The organism is Mesorhizobium sp. B2-4-17 (assembly GCF_006441275.1).
Classification (GTDB): domain Bacteria; phylum Pseudomonadota; class Alphaproteobacteria; order Rhizobiales; family Rhizobiaceae; genus Mesorhizobium.
Window position 1 is genome coordinate 116,036 of record NZ_VFUX01000009.1, and the last position, 15,138, is coordinate 131,173.

Sequence of the window (15,138 nt, forward strand, 5' to 3'; positions counted from 1 at the left end):
CTAAATTCCACTTTGCCACTGCTTGATGGCCTCGAACGGATGCAGCAGCATGATCACGTTGAGTGTCAGGTTGTCGCGGATGAGGTAGCCGGTACTTAATTCAAAGAGGATGGCGAGGCTGACGATCACCCATATAGGTAGCCTTCGCGCCATGACAAATCCCAGCACCATGGCCAGTGTGTCGGACACCGAATTGATGATGCTGTCGCCGTAATAGTCGAGCGATATGGTGCCGGCGCGGTAGCGCTCGATGATGAAGGGGCTGTTCTCCAGCAACTCCCAGCCGCCTTCGATCAGGACGGCGAATGCCAGCCGCAAGCCGATCGGCGAGCCCGGGAACAGGAGCCGTGCCAGCGCGTAGAACAGGAAGCCGTGGATGATATGCGAGAAGGTGTACCAGTCCGAAATATGCTGGGAATTCTCGGAACTGTTCACCACGCCATGCCATAGTTTCACATAGCCGCAGGTGCAGATCGGCGGATGGCCCATCAGGTAGAGCGTGACGGCCTGGACGGCAATCAGGCCGGCGACGATCAGCAGGCCCATCCGCCAGCTGTTTTCATAGGCCGAAAGACTCTTGTCCTCGGAAATGATCATGCCCTACTGCCCCTCTTCAGCGTCGATCGCCATCAGCACGACGTCGCCATATTCGGATCGCCTGCGGTCGATAGGCCTGAATCCGGCCTTTTCATAGGCGCGGATGGCCCGGATATTGGCCGGATCGGGGTCGATGATGACGCGCGGCACGCCTTCCTCGAACAACGCCTCGATGAACTGACGCACGATGGCCGAGCCGTGGCCGATGCCGACCAGTTCCGGCGGGCCGATCGAAAGGTCGATGCCCAGCGTGCCGAACGGCTGGTCGGCATAGGGATGGTCGTCTTCCATATGCGGATCGTAGCTCTGCAGATAGGCGATCGGCTTGCCGTCGAGCTCGACGATCAGCGGTTCGACGGAAATCGAATCGATATGATCGCGGATCTCGGCGAGTTCGGTCTCCGGATCGTCCCACCACTCCGCGACATGCGGTTCGGCCAGCCAGCCGGCGATCATCGGCAGGTCCTTCTTGGTCACCGGCCGAAAATCATAGCTATGGTCTTGTTTGATCATGATCTTGTCCGAAAACCGGTTGCCACTTTTCGCTTACGTGGTCCTGCGGTTCGGGGATCATGGCCCGCCTTCTTAGGCGGCGTCGAGCGTTTCGACAACGAAATTATTGTTGGTGTAGACGCAGATGTCGGAGGCGATCTGCATCGCCTTGCGGGCGATCTCCTCGGCGTCCTTGTCGGTGTCCATCAGGGCGCGTGCAGCCGCCAGCGCGTAATTGCCGCCGGAACCGATGGCCATGACGCCAAATTCGGGCTCCAGCACGTCGCCCGTGCCGGTCAGCGCCAGCGACACCGACTTGTCGGCCACCAGCATCATCGCCTCCAGCCGGCGCAGATAGCGGTCGGTGCGCCAGTCCTTGGCGAGCTCGACGCAGGCGCGCGTCAGCTGGTCGGGATATTGTTCAAGTTTGGCTTCCAGCCGTTCCAGAAGCGTGAAGGCATCGGCCGTGGCGCCTGCGAAACCGGCAATCACATTGCCGCCCTTGCCAATGCGGCGCACCTTGCGGGCATTGCCCTTCATGATGGTTTGGCCGAGGCTGACCTGGCCGTCGCCGGCGATCACCACCTTGTTGCCCTTGCGCACCGTCACGATGGTCGTGGCATGCATGGTCAGATTATCAGACATGTCCTGGCTCCGATTCGCGCGATCCCAAAAAAGGCGATTGGCGCGGTACGAGTAACTTTGATCGGCCATATGTATGCATAGGGAGAACGATTGCAAATCGCCTCTCCGGCAGGGCCGATACCTCTACGCAAGGCAACTGGCAATCGCCGGATCATGCTGGTAGAAGGCTTTCGTTTTCAAGCCCGCGAGCGCTTGAGGCCCGTGAACCGGTCACGATGTGCACCGCTGGGACAAGGATAGAGTGATGGCGCCCCGATCCGCCGAAGCAAGCCGCAAGACCAGGGAAACCGACATCTCCGTGTCGGTCCATGTCGACGGTTCGGGCAAGGCGGACATTGCGACGGGCGTCGGCTTCTTCGACCACATGCTGGACCAGCTCTCGCGCCATTCCCTGATCGACATGACCGTCAAGGCCAAGGGCGACCTGCATATCGACGATCACCACACGGTCGAGGATACCGGCATCGCGCTCGGCCAGGCCTTGACCAAGGCGCTGGGCGAGCGGCGCGGCATCATGCGCTATGCCTCGATCGACCTTGCCATGGACGAAACGCTGACGCGCGCGGCGATCGACGTGTCCGGCCGTCCGTTCCTGGTCTGGAATGTGTCGTTCTCGTCGCCGAAGATCGGCACCTTCGACACCGAACTGGTGCGCGAGTTCTTCCAGGCGCTGGCGCAGAATGCAGGCATCACGCTGCATGTCACCAATCATTATGGCGCCAACAACCACCATATCGCCGAGACCTGTTTCAAGGCGGTGGCGCGTGCGTTGCGTGCGGCACTGGAGCGCGACCCGCGCCAGCCGGACGCGGTTCCCTCCACCAAGGGATCTTTGAAGGGATAGCCTCATGGCCACCTATGTCGTGATGGAACCGCCCAGCCGCGGCGAAAAGGCCGACACAACGGCCTTCATCCGCGATGGCTTCACCTGGCTCGGTCTCCTGGTGCCACCGCTGTGGTTTGCCTGGAACCGGCTGTGGATCGAAGCGGCGTTCACTTTCGTCGTCATGGCTGTGCTTTCGATGCTTGGCCAAGGACTTGGCCTTGGATGGGCCGGCTCGCTGCTGTCGCTGCTCGTCTCGCTCTATGTCGGCCTGGAGGGGCAGGGACTGCGCATTGCGGCACTCCGCCGGCGCGGCTGGCACGAGTGGGGCGTCGTTGAGGCCGGCTGGTTGGACGACGCCGACACGCGTTATGCGCTGGAGGTCGAGAAGCATCCGGAGGAAGCACCACCAGCACCGCGAATGATTCCGGATGCCGCCCTGGCGCGCCCGGCGCAGCCCGGGATGGCACTGGGGCTGACCCACATTCCGGGACGGCGCTGACATGCGGGTTGCGATCATCGATTATGGTTCGGGCAATCTGCGCTCGGCCACCAAGGCCTTCGAGCGTGCCGCGCGTGAAGCTGGCATTGCGACTGAGATCGGCCTGACGGCCGATGCCGAACGGGTGCGCAGCGCCGACCGCATCGTCCTGCCCGGCGTCGGCGCCTATGCCGACTGCGCGGCTGGCTTGCGTGCTGTCCCCGGCATGTGGGAAGCGGTGGAAGAGGTGGCGATTGCCAAGGGGCGGCCGTTCCTTGGCATCTGCGTCGGCATGCAACTGATGTCGGAGCGCGGCCTGGAAAAGACCGTGACGAACGGCTTTGGCTGGATATCGGGCGATGTCAAGGAAATCACGCCGGCCGATCCGGCGCTGAAGATCCCGCAGATCGGCTGGAACACGATCGAACTCACGCGCCAGCATCCGCTGTTTGCCGGCATTCCAACAGGGCCGCACGGGCTGCATGCCTATTTCGTCCATTCCTATCATCTCGATGCACAAAAGCCGGACGAAGTGCTGGCTGTGGCCGACTATGGTGGCCCGGTGACAGCGACAGTCGCCCGCGACAATCTCGTCGGCACGCAGTTCCATCCTGAAAAGAGCCAGGCGCTCGGCCTGGCGCTGATCGCCAATTTCCTGCGCTGGAGGCCCTAGACCATGAGCAAGAAGGGCTATTGGATGGCGATGATCGATGTTCGCGATCCCGAATTGTACAAACAGTACATCGAGGCCAATGCCGCGGCCTTTGCGAAATATGGCGCGAAATTCGCTGTGCGGGCCGGCCGCCATGAAAATCCGGAAGGGCCGACCGGCAACCGCCATGTACTGGTCGAGTTCGATTCCTTCGACAAGGCGGTCGAATGCTATCATTCGCCCGAATATCAGCATGCTTCGAAGTTCCGGCTTGCCGCCTCGACCGGTCATTTCGTCATCGTTGAAGGCGCTTGAACGGATGATCCTGTTTCCAGCCATCGACCTCAAGGACGGCCAATGCGTGCGCCTCAAGCACGGCGACATGGCGACCGCGACCATCTACAACGATGATCCTGCCGCGCAGGCGAGAGCCTTCGAGGAACAGGGCTTCGAATGGCTGCACGTCGTCGACCTCAACGGCGCTTTCAAGGGCCAGAGCGTCAACAGCGCCGCTGTCGGCGCCATTCTCAAGGCGACGAAGAACCCGGTGCAGCTTGGCGGCGGCATCCGCACGCTGGACCAGATCGAGGACTGGCTCGATCGTGGCCTTGCCCGCGTCATCCTTGGCACGGTCGCCGTGCGCGATCCAGATCTGGTCAAGCAGGCCTGCAAAGCCTTTCCGGGCAAGATCGCCGTCGGCATCGACGCCAAGGGCGGCAAGGTTGCGGTCGAGGGCTGGGCGGAAGCCTCCAGCCTCGGCGTCATCGAACTCGCCAGGAAATTCGAGGGTGTGGGTGTGGCCGCCATCATCTACACCGATATCGACCGCGACGGCGTGCTCACCGGCATCAACTGGAACGCCACCATCGACCTCGCCGATGCCGTATCGATTCCGGTCATCGCCTCCGGCGGGCTGGCCTCGATCGCCGACATCGTGCGCATGACCATGCCCGATGCACAGAAGCTCGAGGGCGCCATTTCCGGGCGCGCGCTCTATGACGGCCGTATCGACCCGGCCGAGGCGCTGGCGATCCTGCAAGGCAAGGCGGCGGTGGAGACGCGGTTGTGAAAATCTCCATCATTCTCGCCTCTTATGATAGCGGGCACTATCACGGCGGCATGGGCCAAGGGCCGGATGCGCTGATATCGGGCGGGTTGGTCGACGCGCTGACCATGGCCGGTCACGACGTCGTCGTCGAGGATATCGGCAAGGTCGGCGATGACCAGGAACGCGAGATCGCCACCGGCTTTGCCGTCTGCAACGCCGTCTCCGGCGAGGTCCGCATTGCCATCGACAGGGGACGGTTTCCCATCGTGCTTGCCGGCAACTGCCTGACATCAGCCGGTGCCGTAGCCGGCGAAGGCGCCGATGCGATCATCTGGGCCGACCAGCATGGCGACCTCAACACGCCCGAGACCTCCATGTACGGCTTTCTCGACGGCATGGCGCTGGCGACCGTGCTTGGCCTGTGCTGGCGCGCGATGGCGGGGTCCATCCCAGGCTTCAAGCCGATCGATCCCCCGCGTTGCGTGCTCGTCAACGCGCGCGATCTCGATCCGGCGGAGAAAAAACTTCTCGAGACTTTGCCCGTCATCCAGACGGAATGTCCTGGCTGGGCGCAGGCGACGGAAAAGCTGAAGGCCGCCGGCGCCGAAAAGGTGCACATGCATATCGATCTCGACGTGCATGACCCGAAGGATCTGCAGGTAAACCGCTACGTCACCCCCGGCGGTCCGAACCCGGAACAGTTGCGCGACGCGACCTGTGCCATGGCGCTTTCGGTGCCGGTCGTTGGCATCACCGTTTCCGCTTACGATCCGGCCTTCGATGCCCAGGGCGATGTGCCGCCGATGGTCGGCCAGTTGCTCAACGATCTCATCGCCACGATAGAGGGCCGCTGATGCTGAAAGCCCGCGTCATCCCATGCCTCGACGTCAAGGACGGCCGTGTCGTCAAGGGCGTCAACTTCGTCGATCTCGTCGACGCCGGCGATCCGGTCGAGGCGGCCAAGGCCTATGACGCCGCCGGCGCCGATGAGCTGTGCTTTCTCGACATTACGGCGTCGTCGGACAACCGCGAGACCATCTTCGATGTCGTTGCCCGCACCGCCGAGCAATGCTTCATGCCGCTGACCGTCGGCGGCGGCGTGCGCCAGGTCGCCGATATCAGGAAACTGCTTCTGGCCGGCGCCGACAAGGTGTCGATCAACACGGCCGCGGTGAAAAATCCGGATTTCGTCGCCGAAGCCGCCGACAAGTTCGGCAACCAGTGCATCGTCGTCGCCATCGACGCCAAGAAAGTGTCCGGCCCCGGCGAGATCGACCGCTGGGAGATATTCACCCATGGCGGGCGCGAGAAGACAGGCATCGACGCGGTCGAATTCGCCCGGAAAATGGTCGATCGCGGCGCCGGCGAGATCCTGCTGACCTCCATGGACCGCGACGGCACCAAGGCCGGCTATGATATTGCGCTCACCCGCGCGATTGCGGATGCGGTGCGCGCGCCGGTCATCGCGTCCGGCGGTGTCGGCACGCTCGATCACATGGTTGAAGGCATTCGCGATGGTCATGCCGGTGCCGTGCTCGCCGCATCTATCTTCCATTTCGGCACCTATACGATCGCCGAAGCCAAGGCGCATATGGCCGAGGCCGGCCTGCCGATGCGGCTGGACTCCCTCGGCAACAGGTCTTAGAGCATGATCCCGAAGCCGGCTTTCGGGAAAGATCAGGCCTAAACAAGAAGATAGGCAGGCATGGCCGAGTTTTCTCTGTCCGATCTGGAAAAAATCGTCCGGGAGCGCGCCGAGTCCGGCGATCCCGACTCGTGGACGGCAAAACTGTTCGCGCGCGGCATCGACAAGGCGGCACAGAAGCTCGGCGAGGAGGCGGTCGAGACGGTGATCGCCGCTGTTCACGGCGACAAGCCGGCTCTCGTTTCGGAAAGTGCCGATCTCCTATATCATTGGCTTGTCGTTCTCGGCATTTCGGGTGTGCCGTTGGGCGACGTGCTCAAGGAGCTTGAGAGTCGCACCGGGCGCTCGGGCATCGCCGAGAAGGCGTCGCGGCCCAAGGGCTGATCGCGAGGAAGGGACAGGAAACTCGATGGATCAGCTCGCGCAAACCGAGAAATATTCCCCCTTTCGTTTCTTCTCGGCCGAGCAATGGTCGCAATTCCGCGCCGACACGCCGCTGACGCTGAGCGAGGACGAATTCCGCCGCCTGCGTTCGCTCAACGATCCGGTCGACCTCGAAGAGGTCAAGCGCATCTATCTGTCGCTGTCGCGGCTTCTGTCCGCCCATGTCGAGGCGAGCCAGCTTCTGTTCCGGCAGCGCCAGGCCTTCTTCAACGCCGTCGACGTGGTCAAGACGCCGTTCATCATTGGCGTCGCCGGTTCCGTCGCGGTCGGCAAATCGACCACGGCGCGCGTGCTGAAGGAACTTCTGGCACGCTGGCCGTCGAGTCCCAAGGTCGATCTCATCACCACCGACGGCTTCCTGCTGCCCAATGAGGTGCTGCGCCGCGAAAACCTGATGGAACGCAAGGGTTTCCCCGACAGCTACGATGTCGGCGCGTTGCTGCGTTTCCTCTCGGGCATCAAATCGGCGCAGAGCAGCGTCCAGGCGCCGGTCTATTCGCATCTCACCTATGACGTCATTCCCGGCGAGTTCGTCACCATCGACCGCCCGGATATCCTGATCTTCGAGGGCATCAATGTCCTGCAACCGGGCAAGCTGCCGCAGGACGGCAAGATCGTGCCTTTTCTGTCGGACTTCTTCGATTTCGCCATCTACATCGATGCCGACGAGAAGCTGATCCATCAGTGGTACATCTCGCGCTTCATGCGGCTGCGCGAGACCGCTTTCCGCAATCCGGACTCCTTCTTCCATCGCTATTCGCAGCTGTCGGAGGATTCGGCCCGCGCGATCGCGGAGGGCCTGTGGACCAACATCAATCTGAAGAACCTGCGCGAAAACATCCTGCCGACGCGCGCCCGCGCCGACCTGATCCTGCGCAAGGGCGCCGACCATCTGGTCGAGGAAGTGGCGCTGCGCAAACTGTAACGGCGGGCTCGTCGCCGACGAGCCCGCCACGCCGCTGTTCAAATCAGCGCCACGGCTCAGCCATTGGCGAATGGCACGGCGACGTAGATCTGGCCACCGTCGCGTTCCACCAGCAGCAACACCGATTTGCGGCCTGATTTGCTGGCCTGGGCGATCGCCTGTGTCACTTGTCTGACGCTCTTCACCGGCGCCTGATTGACGGCGACGATGATATCGCCAGGCTGGATGCCGGCGGCGGCCGCCGGCTTGTCGGGATTGACGCTCGCAACCACCGCCCCATGCTCATTCTCGGCGAGGTTCATCTGCTGGCGGATATCGGGTGTGATGTCCATCAGGCCGAGGCCGATCGCCGGCGCGCGCGTGCCCTGCTCGGCGCTCGGCGCGCCGGAATTGCCAGTCGATGCCGTCTTCACCTCGTCCTGGTTGCGCCCGACATCGACGGAAATCTGCATGGCCTTGCCCTTGCGCCAGACCTGAAGCGTTTCCTTGACGCCCGGCGCGACGTCGGCGACGGCCCGCGACAGGTCCTTGGGGTCTTTCACGTCCTGTCCGGCGAAGCCGGTGATGACATCGCCACTCTCGACGCCTGCCTTGGCCGCGGGCGAGCCATCATTGACCTGAGAGACCAGTGCGCCGCCGGGATGATCGAGCCCGATGGCGCTGGCTACATCCGGGGTCACAGGCTGGATCTCGACGCCAAGATAGCCGTATTCGATGTTGCCGCCCTTCATCAGCTTGGCGACCACCTTCTGGGCCTGGTCGGACGGAATGGCGAAACCGACGCCGACGCTGCCGCCGTTGGGTGAGTAGATCGCCGTGTTGATGCCGACGACATTGCCGTTCACGTCGACCAGCGGGCCACCGGAATTGCCGTGGTTGATCGGAGCATCGATCTGGATGAAATCGTCGAACGGTCCGCTGTGCAGGTCGCGGCCTCGCGCCGAGACGATGCCGGAGGTGACGGTGGTGCCGATGCCGAACGGATTGCCGATCGCCAGCACCTGGTCGCCGGTCATCAGCTTGTCGGAATCGCCCCATTTTATGGTGGGCAGCGGCTTGTCGGTCTTGATCTTGAGCACCGCCAGATCGTTCTTGGCATCGTGCCCGACCAGCGTGGCGGGAAGCTCGGTGCCGTCGTCGAGCGTGACCTTGATCGAAGTGGCGCCGTCGACGACGTGGTTGTTGGTCACGATGGTGCCATCCGCGCCCACGATGAAGCCGGATCCGAGGGCTTCCTGGCGCGGTACCTGCTGGGGCGGCGTTCTGGGCATCGGAGCGCCCTGATCACCGAAGAACTGGCGGAAATAGTCATCGAAAGGCGAATTGCCGCCGAAGGGCGAGGGTTCGCCCATGGTTTGTGCCTGTGCCTTCATAACCGTTGTGACCGTCACGACGGCCGGCTTGGTGGTGGCCACGACCGGCGCCAGCGAACCATTAGGGGCCTTGGTCCCCACGACGGGGGTCTGGGTCGTCGCAGCGACGGTGCTCAAGCCGGTGTTGCCGGTGTTCTGGGCGAATGAGACGACGACGGGGGAGATGATCAGCGCAGCGCCCAGCAGGGCCGCGACGCGATGTCTGCGAAGAATGCTCATGGGTGACATGGTCGTTCTGTCCGGGCGAGCGTTGAACCGGCGCCGCAGGCGCACTTGGGAGCCGCGCCTGTCGGCGTGTCGACCACCGGGATCGCCTGCCTCGCCGTACATGGCGGCCGGCCGGATCGACAACCAGTTATCTAGGGCGTGGATCGGCCTGATTTAGGGTTTTGGGCCGACCTTACGAAGATTTAATTCAGCACGGGCTCACGGACCGTCATGGCGATTAAGATAGGCCGACGCGATCTCGCGCATGCGTTTGCCGTCGAAGCTCGGGCCATGGCCGCCATGGCCGATACGGATCGGCAGGTCGAGCAGGCGCCGCATGGTGCTGATATAGGCGGCGCGGTCGGAATCCGGCAGATCGTCGATCAGCGTGTCGTCGTAGATGGCATCACCGCTGAAGAACAGGCCGTCGGCCTCGTCGAACAGCGCGATCGAATCCGGCGAATGTCCAGGCAGATGCAGGACGCGGAAGTGCCGGTCGCCGAGATCGACGACGTCGCCTTCGCCAAGCGTCCGCGTCAATGGCGCCGGCGGTATCTTGTAATCAGCCGACCTCCAGCCTGGCGCCGGCAGTTTCGAGACGGCGCCTTCGAGGTTGTGGAACATGTAGGCGTAGGTCGCCGCGTCATTCATGGTTTCGAACTGCGCCGCACTCATCCTTGGCCCGGCCCGCAGCGGAAATTCGTGCAGCGAGCCGACATGGTCGAGATGGATGTGCGTCGCGACCACCAGAAGCGGCTTGCCATTTGGCGTCTCGATCTCCGGCGCCAGCGGACAGATGCCCATGCCGGTGTCGACCAGAAGGTCGGCGTCGCGGCCGTGCAGATGCCAGATATTGGCGCGCACATAGCCATGCACGAACGGTTCGGTCAGCATCGTCGTCTTCTCGTCGACGATACTCTTGCTGAACCAGTCCGGCATTGCCGGCATCATGTGTGAGCCGGACATCAAGTGTGAGCCGGGCATTAGACGAACGGTTTCCCGACCTTGTATTTTTCCGGCACCAGCCGCTTGAGGTAGGCCATGCCGGCATCGGACAGCTGGTTGACGTCGGCTTTCATGAAATTATCCGGCATGTGGCGGGTCTTGCCGGCGACATTCTTCAGCGGCACCTTCTTCAACACCGTTTTGGTGCCGTCATATTGCAGCGCCACGGAGCCGCCGCCCTGTTCGGCGACAGAGACGGCGAAGGCTCCGGCATCGAAAGCCTCCTGCGCATCGACCGCGCTGATAGCGCCGACATAGCCGCGCGGCATGTAGCCAAGGGCATCGACGCGGGCACGCTTGCCTGGCAGTCCGTCGGCCAGGGCCCTTTCAAGCGCCGCCGGCAGGTCGCTGCCCGACAGCTTGACGTTGCCATGCTGGTCCCGTTCCAGTTTCTCCGGGGGCACCAGGCTTTCGACCAATGCCTTGCCGTCGGCGGTGCTGACGCCTTCCGACACGGCGACGATGCAGCGCTTGTGGCGGTCGAGCGTGGCGCGCACATCGTCGATGAAGCCGGCCGCCGAGAACGCCCGCTCCGGCACGTAGACAAGGTGCGGGCCGCTGTCGGGATCAAGCTGCCAGGCCGCGGCCGCCGCGGTCAGGAAACCGGCATGCCGGCCCATGACGATGCCGACATAGATGCCGGGCAGGGCGCGAAAATCGAGGTCCACGGACAGGAAGGCGCCGGCAACGAATTCGGCCGCCGAGATGAAGCCCGGCGTATGGTCGTTCTCCTCGAGATCATTGTCGATGGTCTTGGGCGCATGGACAAAGGCGATCTTGCCGCCGGCGGCGTCGGTCAGGATCTGCTGCGTGCCCGACGTGTCGTTGCCGCCGATATAGATGAAGGCGTCGGCGCCGGCCTTCTGCAGGCCTTTGAGGATGACCTCGCAATAGGCGGCATCCGGCTTGTCGCGCGTCGAGCCCAGCGCCGCGCTTGGCGTTCCGGCAATCAGCCGCAGCCGGTCCTCCGGGATGGCGGAGAGGTCGACATAATTGCCGTCTCGGATGCCGCGCACACCGTGGATGGAGCCCAGCACCTTGGCGCCGGGGTGCCTTTTGCGGATCTCCAGCGTGGCGCCCACAACCGTCTGGTTGATGACGGCGGTCGGGCCGCCGCCCTGCGCGATGACGAAGGTTCCGGCCATGCTTGATCTCTCCCTAGAGCCTAGAGCACGATGCCGAAAAGTGTGAAGCAGTTTTCGGACGACATCATGTTCTATTTTCTGAATTTGGAGACAGATTCAGATTCCAGGTCGAATGGACCTGAAATCACCCGGCTCCAGGCGATGGTTTTCAGGCCACCTTCGCCTGTCTTGCGGCGTCGCGCAACGGCAGAATCCGGAGCATGATCCCGAAAAATAGGGATCGGTTTTCGGAAAAGATCATGCTCAAACCAGAACAGAAGGCGGCCGCCGGCCGCCTGAAACGATCAGACGACGACGACCGGGTTCTTCTTCGAAACGCGGCTGTAGAGGTCGATGATGTCCTGGTTGATCAGGCGCACGCAGCCCGACGACATCGCCTGGCCGATGCTCCACCACTCGGGCGAGCCGTGGATGCGGTAGCCCGTATCCTTGCCGTTCTGGTAGATGTAGAGCGCGCGGGCGCCGAGCGGATTGGTGAGGCCGCCGGGCTGGCCGCCCTGCCATTTCACCAGTTCAGGCTTGCGGGCGATCATTTCGCGCGGCGGCGTCCAGGTCGGCCATTCCCGGCCGTACTGGATGTTGGCGCGGCCCGACCAGCGGAAGCCGTCCTTGCCGATGCCGACGCCGTAGCGGATGGCGTCGCCGCCAGTCTGGACGAGATAGAGCTTGCGCTCCTGCAGGCGCACGACGATGGTGCCGGGTGCCTCGCCGGTAGGATCGACGACGATCTGGCGGCGGAATTCCGGCTTGACCTTAAGGTAAGGCACGTCGGGCACGTTGAAGCCGCCATCGGTCAAACCGGCATACATGACGTCGGGGCTGGTGATGTTCTTGTCGACACTGATCGCCGGGCGGATCGGAGGCACCGCGCCGGTGACCGTATCGTCGAGCTGAAGTGCCGGCAGACCCCCGCCCGAGGTCGAGCAGCCGGCGACGCCGAGCAAAGCCAATGCGCCTGCGCCAGACAAAATGGCGCGGCGGGAGAGAAGAATATCGGTTTCGATCGCGTCGCCGTTTCGTGATGGCGTCGGACCTTGCGGCAACTCACGCATATACCCAACCCTACGCTGTCGGCGGGAAGCACGGTCCGGCCAATGTCAGGCATTTTCGTCATTCATGGTTGATAAAGCGTGAATGCCTTGCACCGCCTGCATTTGCGCGCCGCCTGGCGGCGTCCGGCCACACCCGGCGGCGGCCGACCGGGCGTTCCTGCATAAAAACACCCAGGTCAGGCCATAATGCCGGCGCCGGCCTTTCCTAAGGACCGGCCGATCAGTGAGGGGTCTCCATGTGCAAGACGTTAAAAACCGACATCAAGCTTTTTGCCCCTGCCATTATCGCGGCTATGGTTCTCGGTGCCAATGTCAGCCTGGCCGACATGGTGAGCAGGCTGGGCGTCGCGAGCTGACGCCGACCTGCCGTTGGCGCAATTGATGGTGTGGCAATTTCCAGGAAAACTGCATGGCGGTCTTTTGCGCCCGTATTTTGCGTAAAACAAAAACCAGGCCTCTTTACATTCTCCCAGGGCTCAGGATTTATCCTTTTCCTTAACCCAAGGGAGACAGACATGTCCTTCGAAAACTGGGCCGCTTTCGCCGCCGCGTCGACGATCCTTCTCATCATTCCGGGCCCGACCATCCTGCTGGTCGTGTCCTATGCGCTGGGCCAGGGTTGGCGCACCGCCCTGCCGATGGCCGTTGGCGTGGCGCTGGGTGACTTCACCGCCATGACCTTGTCGATGCTGGGCATTGGCGCCCTGCTGGCCGCTTCGGCTGGTGTCTTCACCATCCTGAAGCTGATCGGCGCCGGCTATCTGATCTATCTCGGCGTGAAACTGTTCCGCGCCGGCGGCGCGCTCAAGGCCGAGCCTCGAAGCGATGCGGTTTCCTCCGCGAGGATGATGGCGCATGCCTGGCTAGTCACCGCGCTCAATCCGAAAAGCATCACCTTTTTCGTCGCCTTCCTGCCGCAGTTCCTCGACCGGCATGCCGACTTCTGGCCTCAGATGCTGACCTTCGAGACGACCTTCCTGGCGCTGGCCTTCACCAATGCGTTCGGCTACGCGCTGGTCGCTTCGCGGGCACGTGCCGTTGTGCGCAATCCCAAGGCGATCCGCATCTTCAACCGCACCGGCGGCACGCTGCTGGTCGGCGCCGGCATCGCCACGATGGCGATGCGTTCGGGCAATTAGAGGTTCGAGCAACCGGGTGACCGCCTGCCGCGACGCTGGGCTTGGCGTGGCCGCTGATCATGCTCTAGGATCGGACCTTATAGGGCTCTTGGAAGACGAGGCATGCCAGTCAAGGATGCATTCGGCCTGGCATTTTCAGGCGCGACGGAAGCGGGGTTCACGCTCTACAGCCAGGCGGTGCGCCAATTGCAATGCTTTATCGGCGATCCGGTGGCTGCCGTCGACCGCGCCATCGCGCAGGATCCCGGTTTTGTGATGGCGCATGTCTTCAAGGGCTATCTCTTTGGCCTTGCCACCGAGCGCGAGGCGATGGCGGTGGCAAGGGCCTGCCATGAGGCGGCGCTGCCACTTGCCGCGACAAAGCGCGAGCAGGCGCATGTCTCGGCCCTCGGCCGCCTCGCAAACGGGCGCTGGCACGAGGCCGCGGGCATTCTTGATGACATCGCCATCGACTTCCCGCTCGACGCGGTGGCGCTGCAGGTCGGGCACCAGATCGACTTCTTCACCGGCAACGCCCGTATGCTGCGTGATCGCATCGCGCGCGCCTTGCCGTCATGGCAAAGCGACATGCCGGGTTACCATGCCATTCTCGGCATGCAGGCCTTCGGGCTGGAGGAGATGGGCGAGTACATACGGGCCGAAAAGCTCGGCCGCACGGCGGTCGAGATCGAGCCGCGCGACGGCTGGGCGCAGCACGCCGTGGCGCATGTCATGGAAATGCAAAGCCGGCAAAGGGATGGCATCGCCTGGATGCGCGCCAATCCGGAAGCATGGACAAGGGAGAGCTTCCTCAAGGTGCACAATTGGTGGCACCTGGCGCTGTTCCACTATGACCTCGGCGATACCGATGAGGTGCTGGCGCTCTATGACGGTCCTATCTACGGCGCGCGATCGATGCTGGCGCTCAACATGGTCGATGCCTCGGCGATCCTGTGGCGGCTTTATCTCGGCGGCGCCGATGTCGGTGACCGCTGGGCAGCGCTGGCCGCCAATTGGGCTCCCAAGGCCGGCGCCGCCAACTACGCCTTCAACGACGCGCATGCGATGATGGCCTTTGTAGGCGCCGGGCTCGACGCGCCGGCCCGGACCCTGCTCGAGGCGCAGCGCGAGGCCATGGCCGGTAATGACGACAATGCCACGTTCACCCGGGATGTCGGCCACCCCTTTACGCTGGGAATCAAGGCGTTCGGCGAAGGCAATTACCCTGAGGCCATAGGCCTGATCCGGCCGATCCGGGCGATCGCCAACCGTTTCGGCGGCAGCCATGCGCAGCGCGACGTCATCGACCTGACGCTGATCGAAGCGGCGCTAAGGGCCGGTGACGGCGCGCTCGCCACGGCGCTCACGGCCGAGCGTTCGATGGCGCGGCCGGACAGTCCGCTGGCGGCGTTGTTTTCGCGGCGCGCGGCCGATTTGTCAGAGAATTGACCCGGAGCGGATCTTGCCTTAGAAACTGGCTCGGCCG

The 15,138-nt window shown here is 63.3% G+C and carries 18 protein-coding genes; 11 read left to right on the forward strand and 7 right to left on the reverse strand.

The genetic code is table 11. The features are described 5' to 3' along the window. The 3 genes from FJ548_RS09500 to hslV form a co-directional block, all read right to left on the reverse strand. The gene (locus FJ548_RS09500; protein WP_140777719.1) at nucleotides 1-597 is read right to left on the reverse strand and encodes a DUF2585 domain-containing protein; all 597 of its coding nucleotides are present in this window, start codon (nucleotides 595-597) and stop codon (nucleotides 1-3) included. Nucleotides 598-600: 3 nt separating this feature from the next. After that, on the reverse strand, nucleotides 601-1,110 hold the full coding sequence (locus tag FJ548_RS09505) for a GNAT family N-acetyltransferase (RefSeq protein ID WP_140690900.1): 510 nt from the start codon (nucleotides 1,108-1,110) through the stop codon (nucleotides 601-603). Between the two features lie 72 nt (nucleotides 1,111-1,182). Then, on the reverse strand, nucleotides 1,183-1,734 hold the full coding sequence (gene hslV / locus FJ548_RS09510) for an ATP-dependent protease subunit HslV (protein ID WP_023765663.1): 552 nt from the start codon (nucleotides 1,732-1,734) through the stop codon (nucleotides 1,183-1,185). A 244-nt stretch (nucleotides 1,735-1,978) separates the two neighbouring features. Between hslV and hisB the strand changes: the two genes are divergently transcribed. The 9 genes from hisB to coaA are packed head-to-tail and all read left to right on the forward strand — an operon-like array spanning nucleotide 1,979 to nucleotide 7,752. Next, entirely contained in the window at nucleotides 1,979-2,578 is a 600-nt protein-coding gene (hisB, locus tag FJ548_RS09515) for an imidazoleglycerol-phosphate dehydratase HisB (RefSeq protein WP_140606635.1), read from the forward strand. 4 nt (nucleotides 2,579-2,582) lie between these two features. After that, nucleotides 2,583-3,059, forward strand: coding sequence for a DUF2628 domain-containing protein (locus FJ548_RS09520; RefSeq protein ID WP_140777720.1), 477 nt, complete (start codon nucleotides 2,583-2,585; stop codon nucleotides 3,057-3,059). A gap of 1 nt (nucleotide 3,060) precedes the next feature. Beyond that, nucleotides 3,061-3,711 carry an imidazole glycerol phosphate synthase subunit HisH gene (hisH, locus tag FJ548_RS09525; protein ID WP_140690891.1) on the forward strand — a complete coding sequence of 217 codons (651 nt, stop codon included), beginning with the start codon at nucleotides 3,061-3,063 and terminating at the stop codon, nucleotides 3,709-3,711. Between the two features lie 3 nt (nucleotides 3,712-3,714). Next, nucleotides 3,715-4,005 (forward strand): DUF1330 domain-containing protein, encoded by a 291-nt coding sequence (locus tag FJ548_RS09530; RefSeq protein WP_140606638.1) that lies wholly within the window; start codon nucleotides 3,715-3,717, stop codon nucleotides 4,003-4,005. 4 nt (nucleotides 4,006-4,009) lie between these two features. Beyond that, nucleotides 4,010-4,759: a 1-(5-phosphoribosyl)-5-[(5-phosphoribosylamino)methylideneamino]imidazole-4-carboxamide isomerase gene (gene hisA, locus FJ548_RS09535; protein ID WP_140690889.1), complete on the forward strand. Its 750-nt coding sequence runs from the start codon at nucleotides 4,010-4,012 to the stop codon at nucleotides 4,757-4,759. Continuing rightward, on the forward strand, nucleotides 4,756-5,592 hold the full coding sequence (locus FJ548_RS09540) for an arginase family protein (RefSeq protein ID WP_140777721.1): 837 nt from the start codon (nucleotides 4,756-4,758) through the stop codon (nucleotides 5,590-5,592). The genes hisA and FJ548_RS09540 overlap by 4 nt, the downstream gene beginning before the upstream one ends. Next, complete coding sequence (gene hisF, locus FJ548_RS09545; RefSeq protein ID WP_181168747.1) at nucleotides 5,589-6,383, forward strand: imidazole glycerol phosphate synthase subunit HisF; 795 nt, start codon at nucleotides 5,589-5,591, stop codon at nucleotides 6,381-6,383. The genes FJ548_RS09540 and hisF overlap by 4 nt, the downstream gene beginning before the upstream one ends. A gap of 60 nt (nucleotides 6,384-6,443) precedes the next feature. Next, nucleotides 6,444-6,767, forward strand: a complete 324-nt coding sequence (locus FJ548_RS09550) for a phosphoribosyl-ATP diphosphatase (protein WP_140606642.1) — start codon at nucleotides 6,444-6,446, stop codon at nucleotides 6,765-6,767. A gap of 25 nt (nucleotides 6,768-6,792) precedes the next feature. After that, nucleotides 6,793-7,752: a type I pantothenate kinase gene (coaA, locus tag FJ548_RS09555; RefSeq protein ID WP_140606643.1), complete on the forward strand. Its 960-nt coding sequence runs from the start codon at nucleotides 6,793-6,795 to the stop codon at nucleotides 7,750-7,752. 56 nt (nucleotides 7,753-7,808) lie between these two features. Here the strand turns inward: coaA and FJ548_RS09560 are convergent, their stop codons facing one another. From FJ548_RS09560 to FJ548_RS09575, 4 genes are all read right to left on the reverse strand, one after another. Continuing rightward, nucleotides 7,809-9,344 (reverse strand): DegQ family serine endoprotease, encoded by a 1,536-nt coding sequence (locus FJ548_RS09560; protein ID WP_140690878.1) that lies wholly within the window; start codon nucleotides 9,342-9,344, stop codon nucleotides 7,809-7,811. A 207-nt stretch (nucleotides 9,345-9,551) separates the two neighbouring features. Then, nucleotides 9,552-10,271 (reverse strand): MBL fold metallo-hydrolase, encoded by a 720-nt coding sequence (locus FJ548_RS09565; protein ID WP_140777737.1) that lies wholly within the window; start codon nucleotides 10,269-10,271, stop codon nucleotides 9,552-9,554. A 44-nt stretch (nucleotides 10,272-10,315) separates the two neighbouring features. Next, nucleotides 10,316-11,482 (reverse strand): diphosphate--fructose-6-phosphate 1-phosphotransferase, encoded by a 1,167-nt coding sequence (locus tag FJ548_RS09570; protein ID WP_140606645.1) that lies wholly within the window; start codon nucleotides 11,480-11,482, stop codon nucleotides 10,316-10,318. Nucleotides 11,483-11,766: 284 nt separating this feature from the next. Further along, nucleotides 11,767-12,534 carry a L,D-transpeptidase gene (locus FJ548_RS09575; protein ID WP_140606646.1) on the reverse strand — a complete coding sequence of 256 codons (768 nt, stop codon included), beginning with the start codon at nucleotides 12,532-12,534 and terminating at the stop codon, nucleotides 11,767-11,769. A 515-nt stretch (nucleotides 12,535-13,049) separates the two neighbouring features. On the opposite strand from FJ548_RS09575, the gene FJ548_RS09585 reads away from it, so the two are divergent. Continuing rightward, on the forward strand, nucleotides 13,050-13,673 hold the full coding sequence (locus tag FJ548_RS09585) for a LysE family translocator (protein WP_140606648.1): 624 nt from the start codon (nucleotides 13,050-13,052) through the stop codon (nucleotides 13,671-13,673). A 102-nt stretch (nucleotides 13,674-13,775) separates the two neighbouring features. Further along, nucleotides 13,776-15,101: a tetratricopeptide repeat protein gene (locus tag FJ548_RS09590; protein ID WP_140606649.1), complete on the forward strand. Its 1,326-nt coding sequence runs from the start codon at nucleotides 13,776-13,778 to the stop codon at nucleotides 15,099-15,101. The last annotated feature ends 37 nt before the right edge of the window (nucleotides 15,102-15,138 follow it).

What these genes read in the sequence shown, in the direction of transcription:
- FJ548_RS09500 (WP_140777719.1), bottom strand. Translation starts at nt 597, where the DNA reads ATGATCATTTCCGAGGACAAGAGTCTTTCGGCCTATGAAAACAGCTGG.
- FJ548_RS09505 (WP_140690900.1), bottom strand. Translation starts at nt 1,110, where the DNA reads ATGATCAAACAAGACCATAGCTATGATTTTCGGCCGGTGACCAAGAAG.
- hslV (WP_023765663.1), bottom strand. Translation starts at nt 1,734, where the DNA reads ATGTCTGATAATCTGACCATGCATGCCACGACCATCGTGACGGTGCGC.
- hisB (WP_140606635.1), top strand. Translation starts at nt 1,979, where the DNA reads ATGGCGCCCCGATCCGCCGAAGCAAGCCGCAAGACCAGGGAAACCGAC.
- FJ548_RS09520 (WP_140777720.1), top strand. Translation starts at nt 2,583, where the DNA reads ATGGCCACCTATGTCGTGATGGAACCGCCCAGCCGCGGCGAAAAGGCC.
- hisH (WP_140690891.1), top strand. Translation starts at nt 3,061, where the DNA reads ATGCGGGTTGCGATCATCGATTATGGTTCGGGCAATCTGCGCTCGGCC.
- FJ548_RS09530 (WP_140606638.1), top strand. Translation starts at nt 3,715, where the DNA reads ATGAGCAAGAAGGGCTATTGGATGGCGATGATCGATGTTCGCGATCCC.
- hisA (WP_140690889.1), top strand. Translation starts at nt 4,010, where the DNA reads ATGATCCTGTTTCCAGCCATCGACCTCAAGGACGGCCAATGCGTGCGC.
- FJ548_RS09550 (WP_140606642.1), top strand. Translation starts at nt 6,444, where the DNA reads ATGGCCGAGTTTTCTCTGTCCGATCTGGAAAAAATCGTCCGGGAGCGC.
- coaA (WP_140606643.1), top strand. Translation starts at nt 6,793, where the DNA reads ATGGATCAGCTCGCGCAAACCGAGAAATATTCCCCCTTTCGTTTCTTC.
- FJ548_RS09560 (WP_140690878.1), bottom strand. Translation starts at nt 9,344, where the DNA reads ATGAGCATTCTTCGCAGACATCGCGTCGCGGCCCTGCTGGGCGCTGCG.
- FJ548_RS09565 (WP_140777737.1), bottom strand. Translation starts at nt 10,271, where the DNA reads ATGCCGGACTGGTTCAGCAAGAGTATCGTCGACGAGAAGACGACGATG.
- FJ548_RS09570 (WP_140606645.1), bottom strand. Translation starts at nt 11,482, where the DNA reads ATGGCCGGAACCTTCGTCATCGCGCAGGGCGGCGGCCCGACCGCCGTC.
- FJ548_RS09575 (WP_140606646.1), bottom strand. Translation starts at nt 12,534, where the DNA reads ATGCGTGAGTTGCCGCAAGGTCCGACGCCATCACGAAACGGCGACGCG.
- FJ548_RS09585 (WP_140606648.1), top strand. Translation starts at nt 13,050, where the DNA reads ATGTCCTTCGAAAACTGGGCCGCTTTCGCCGCCGCGTCGACGATCCTT.
- FJ548_RS09590 (WP_140606649.1), top strand. Translation starts at nt 13,776, where the DNA reads ATGCCAGTCAAGGATGCATTCGGCCTGGCATTTTCAGGCGCGACGGAA.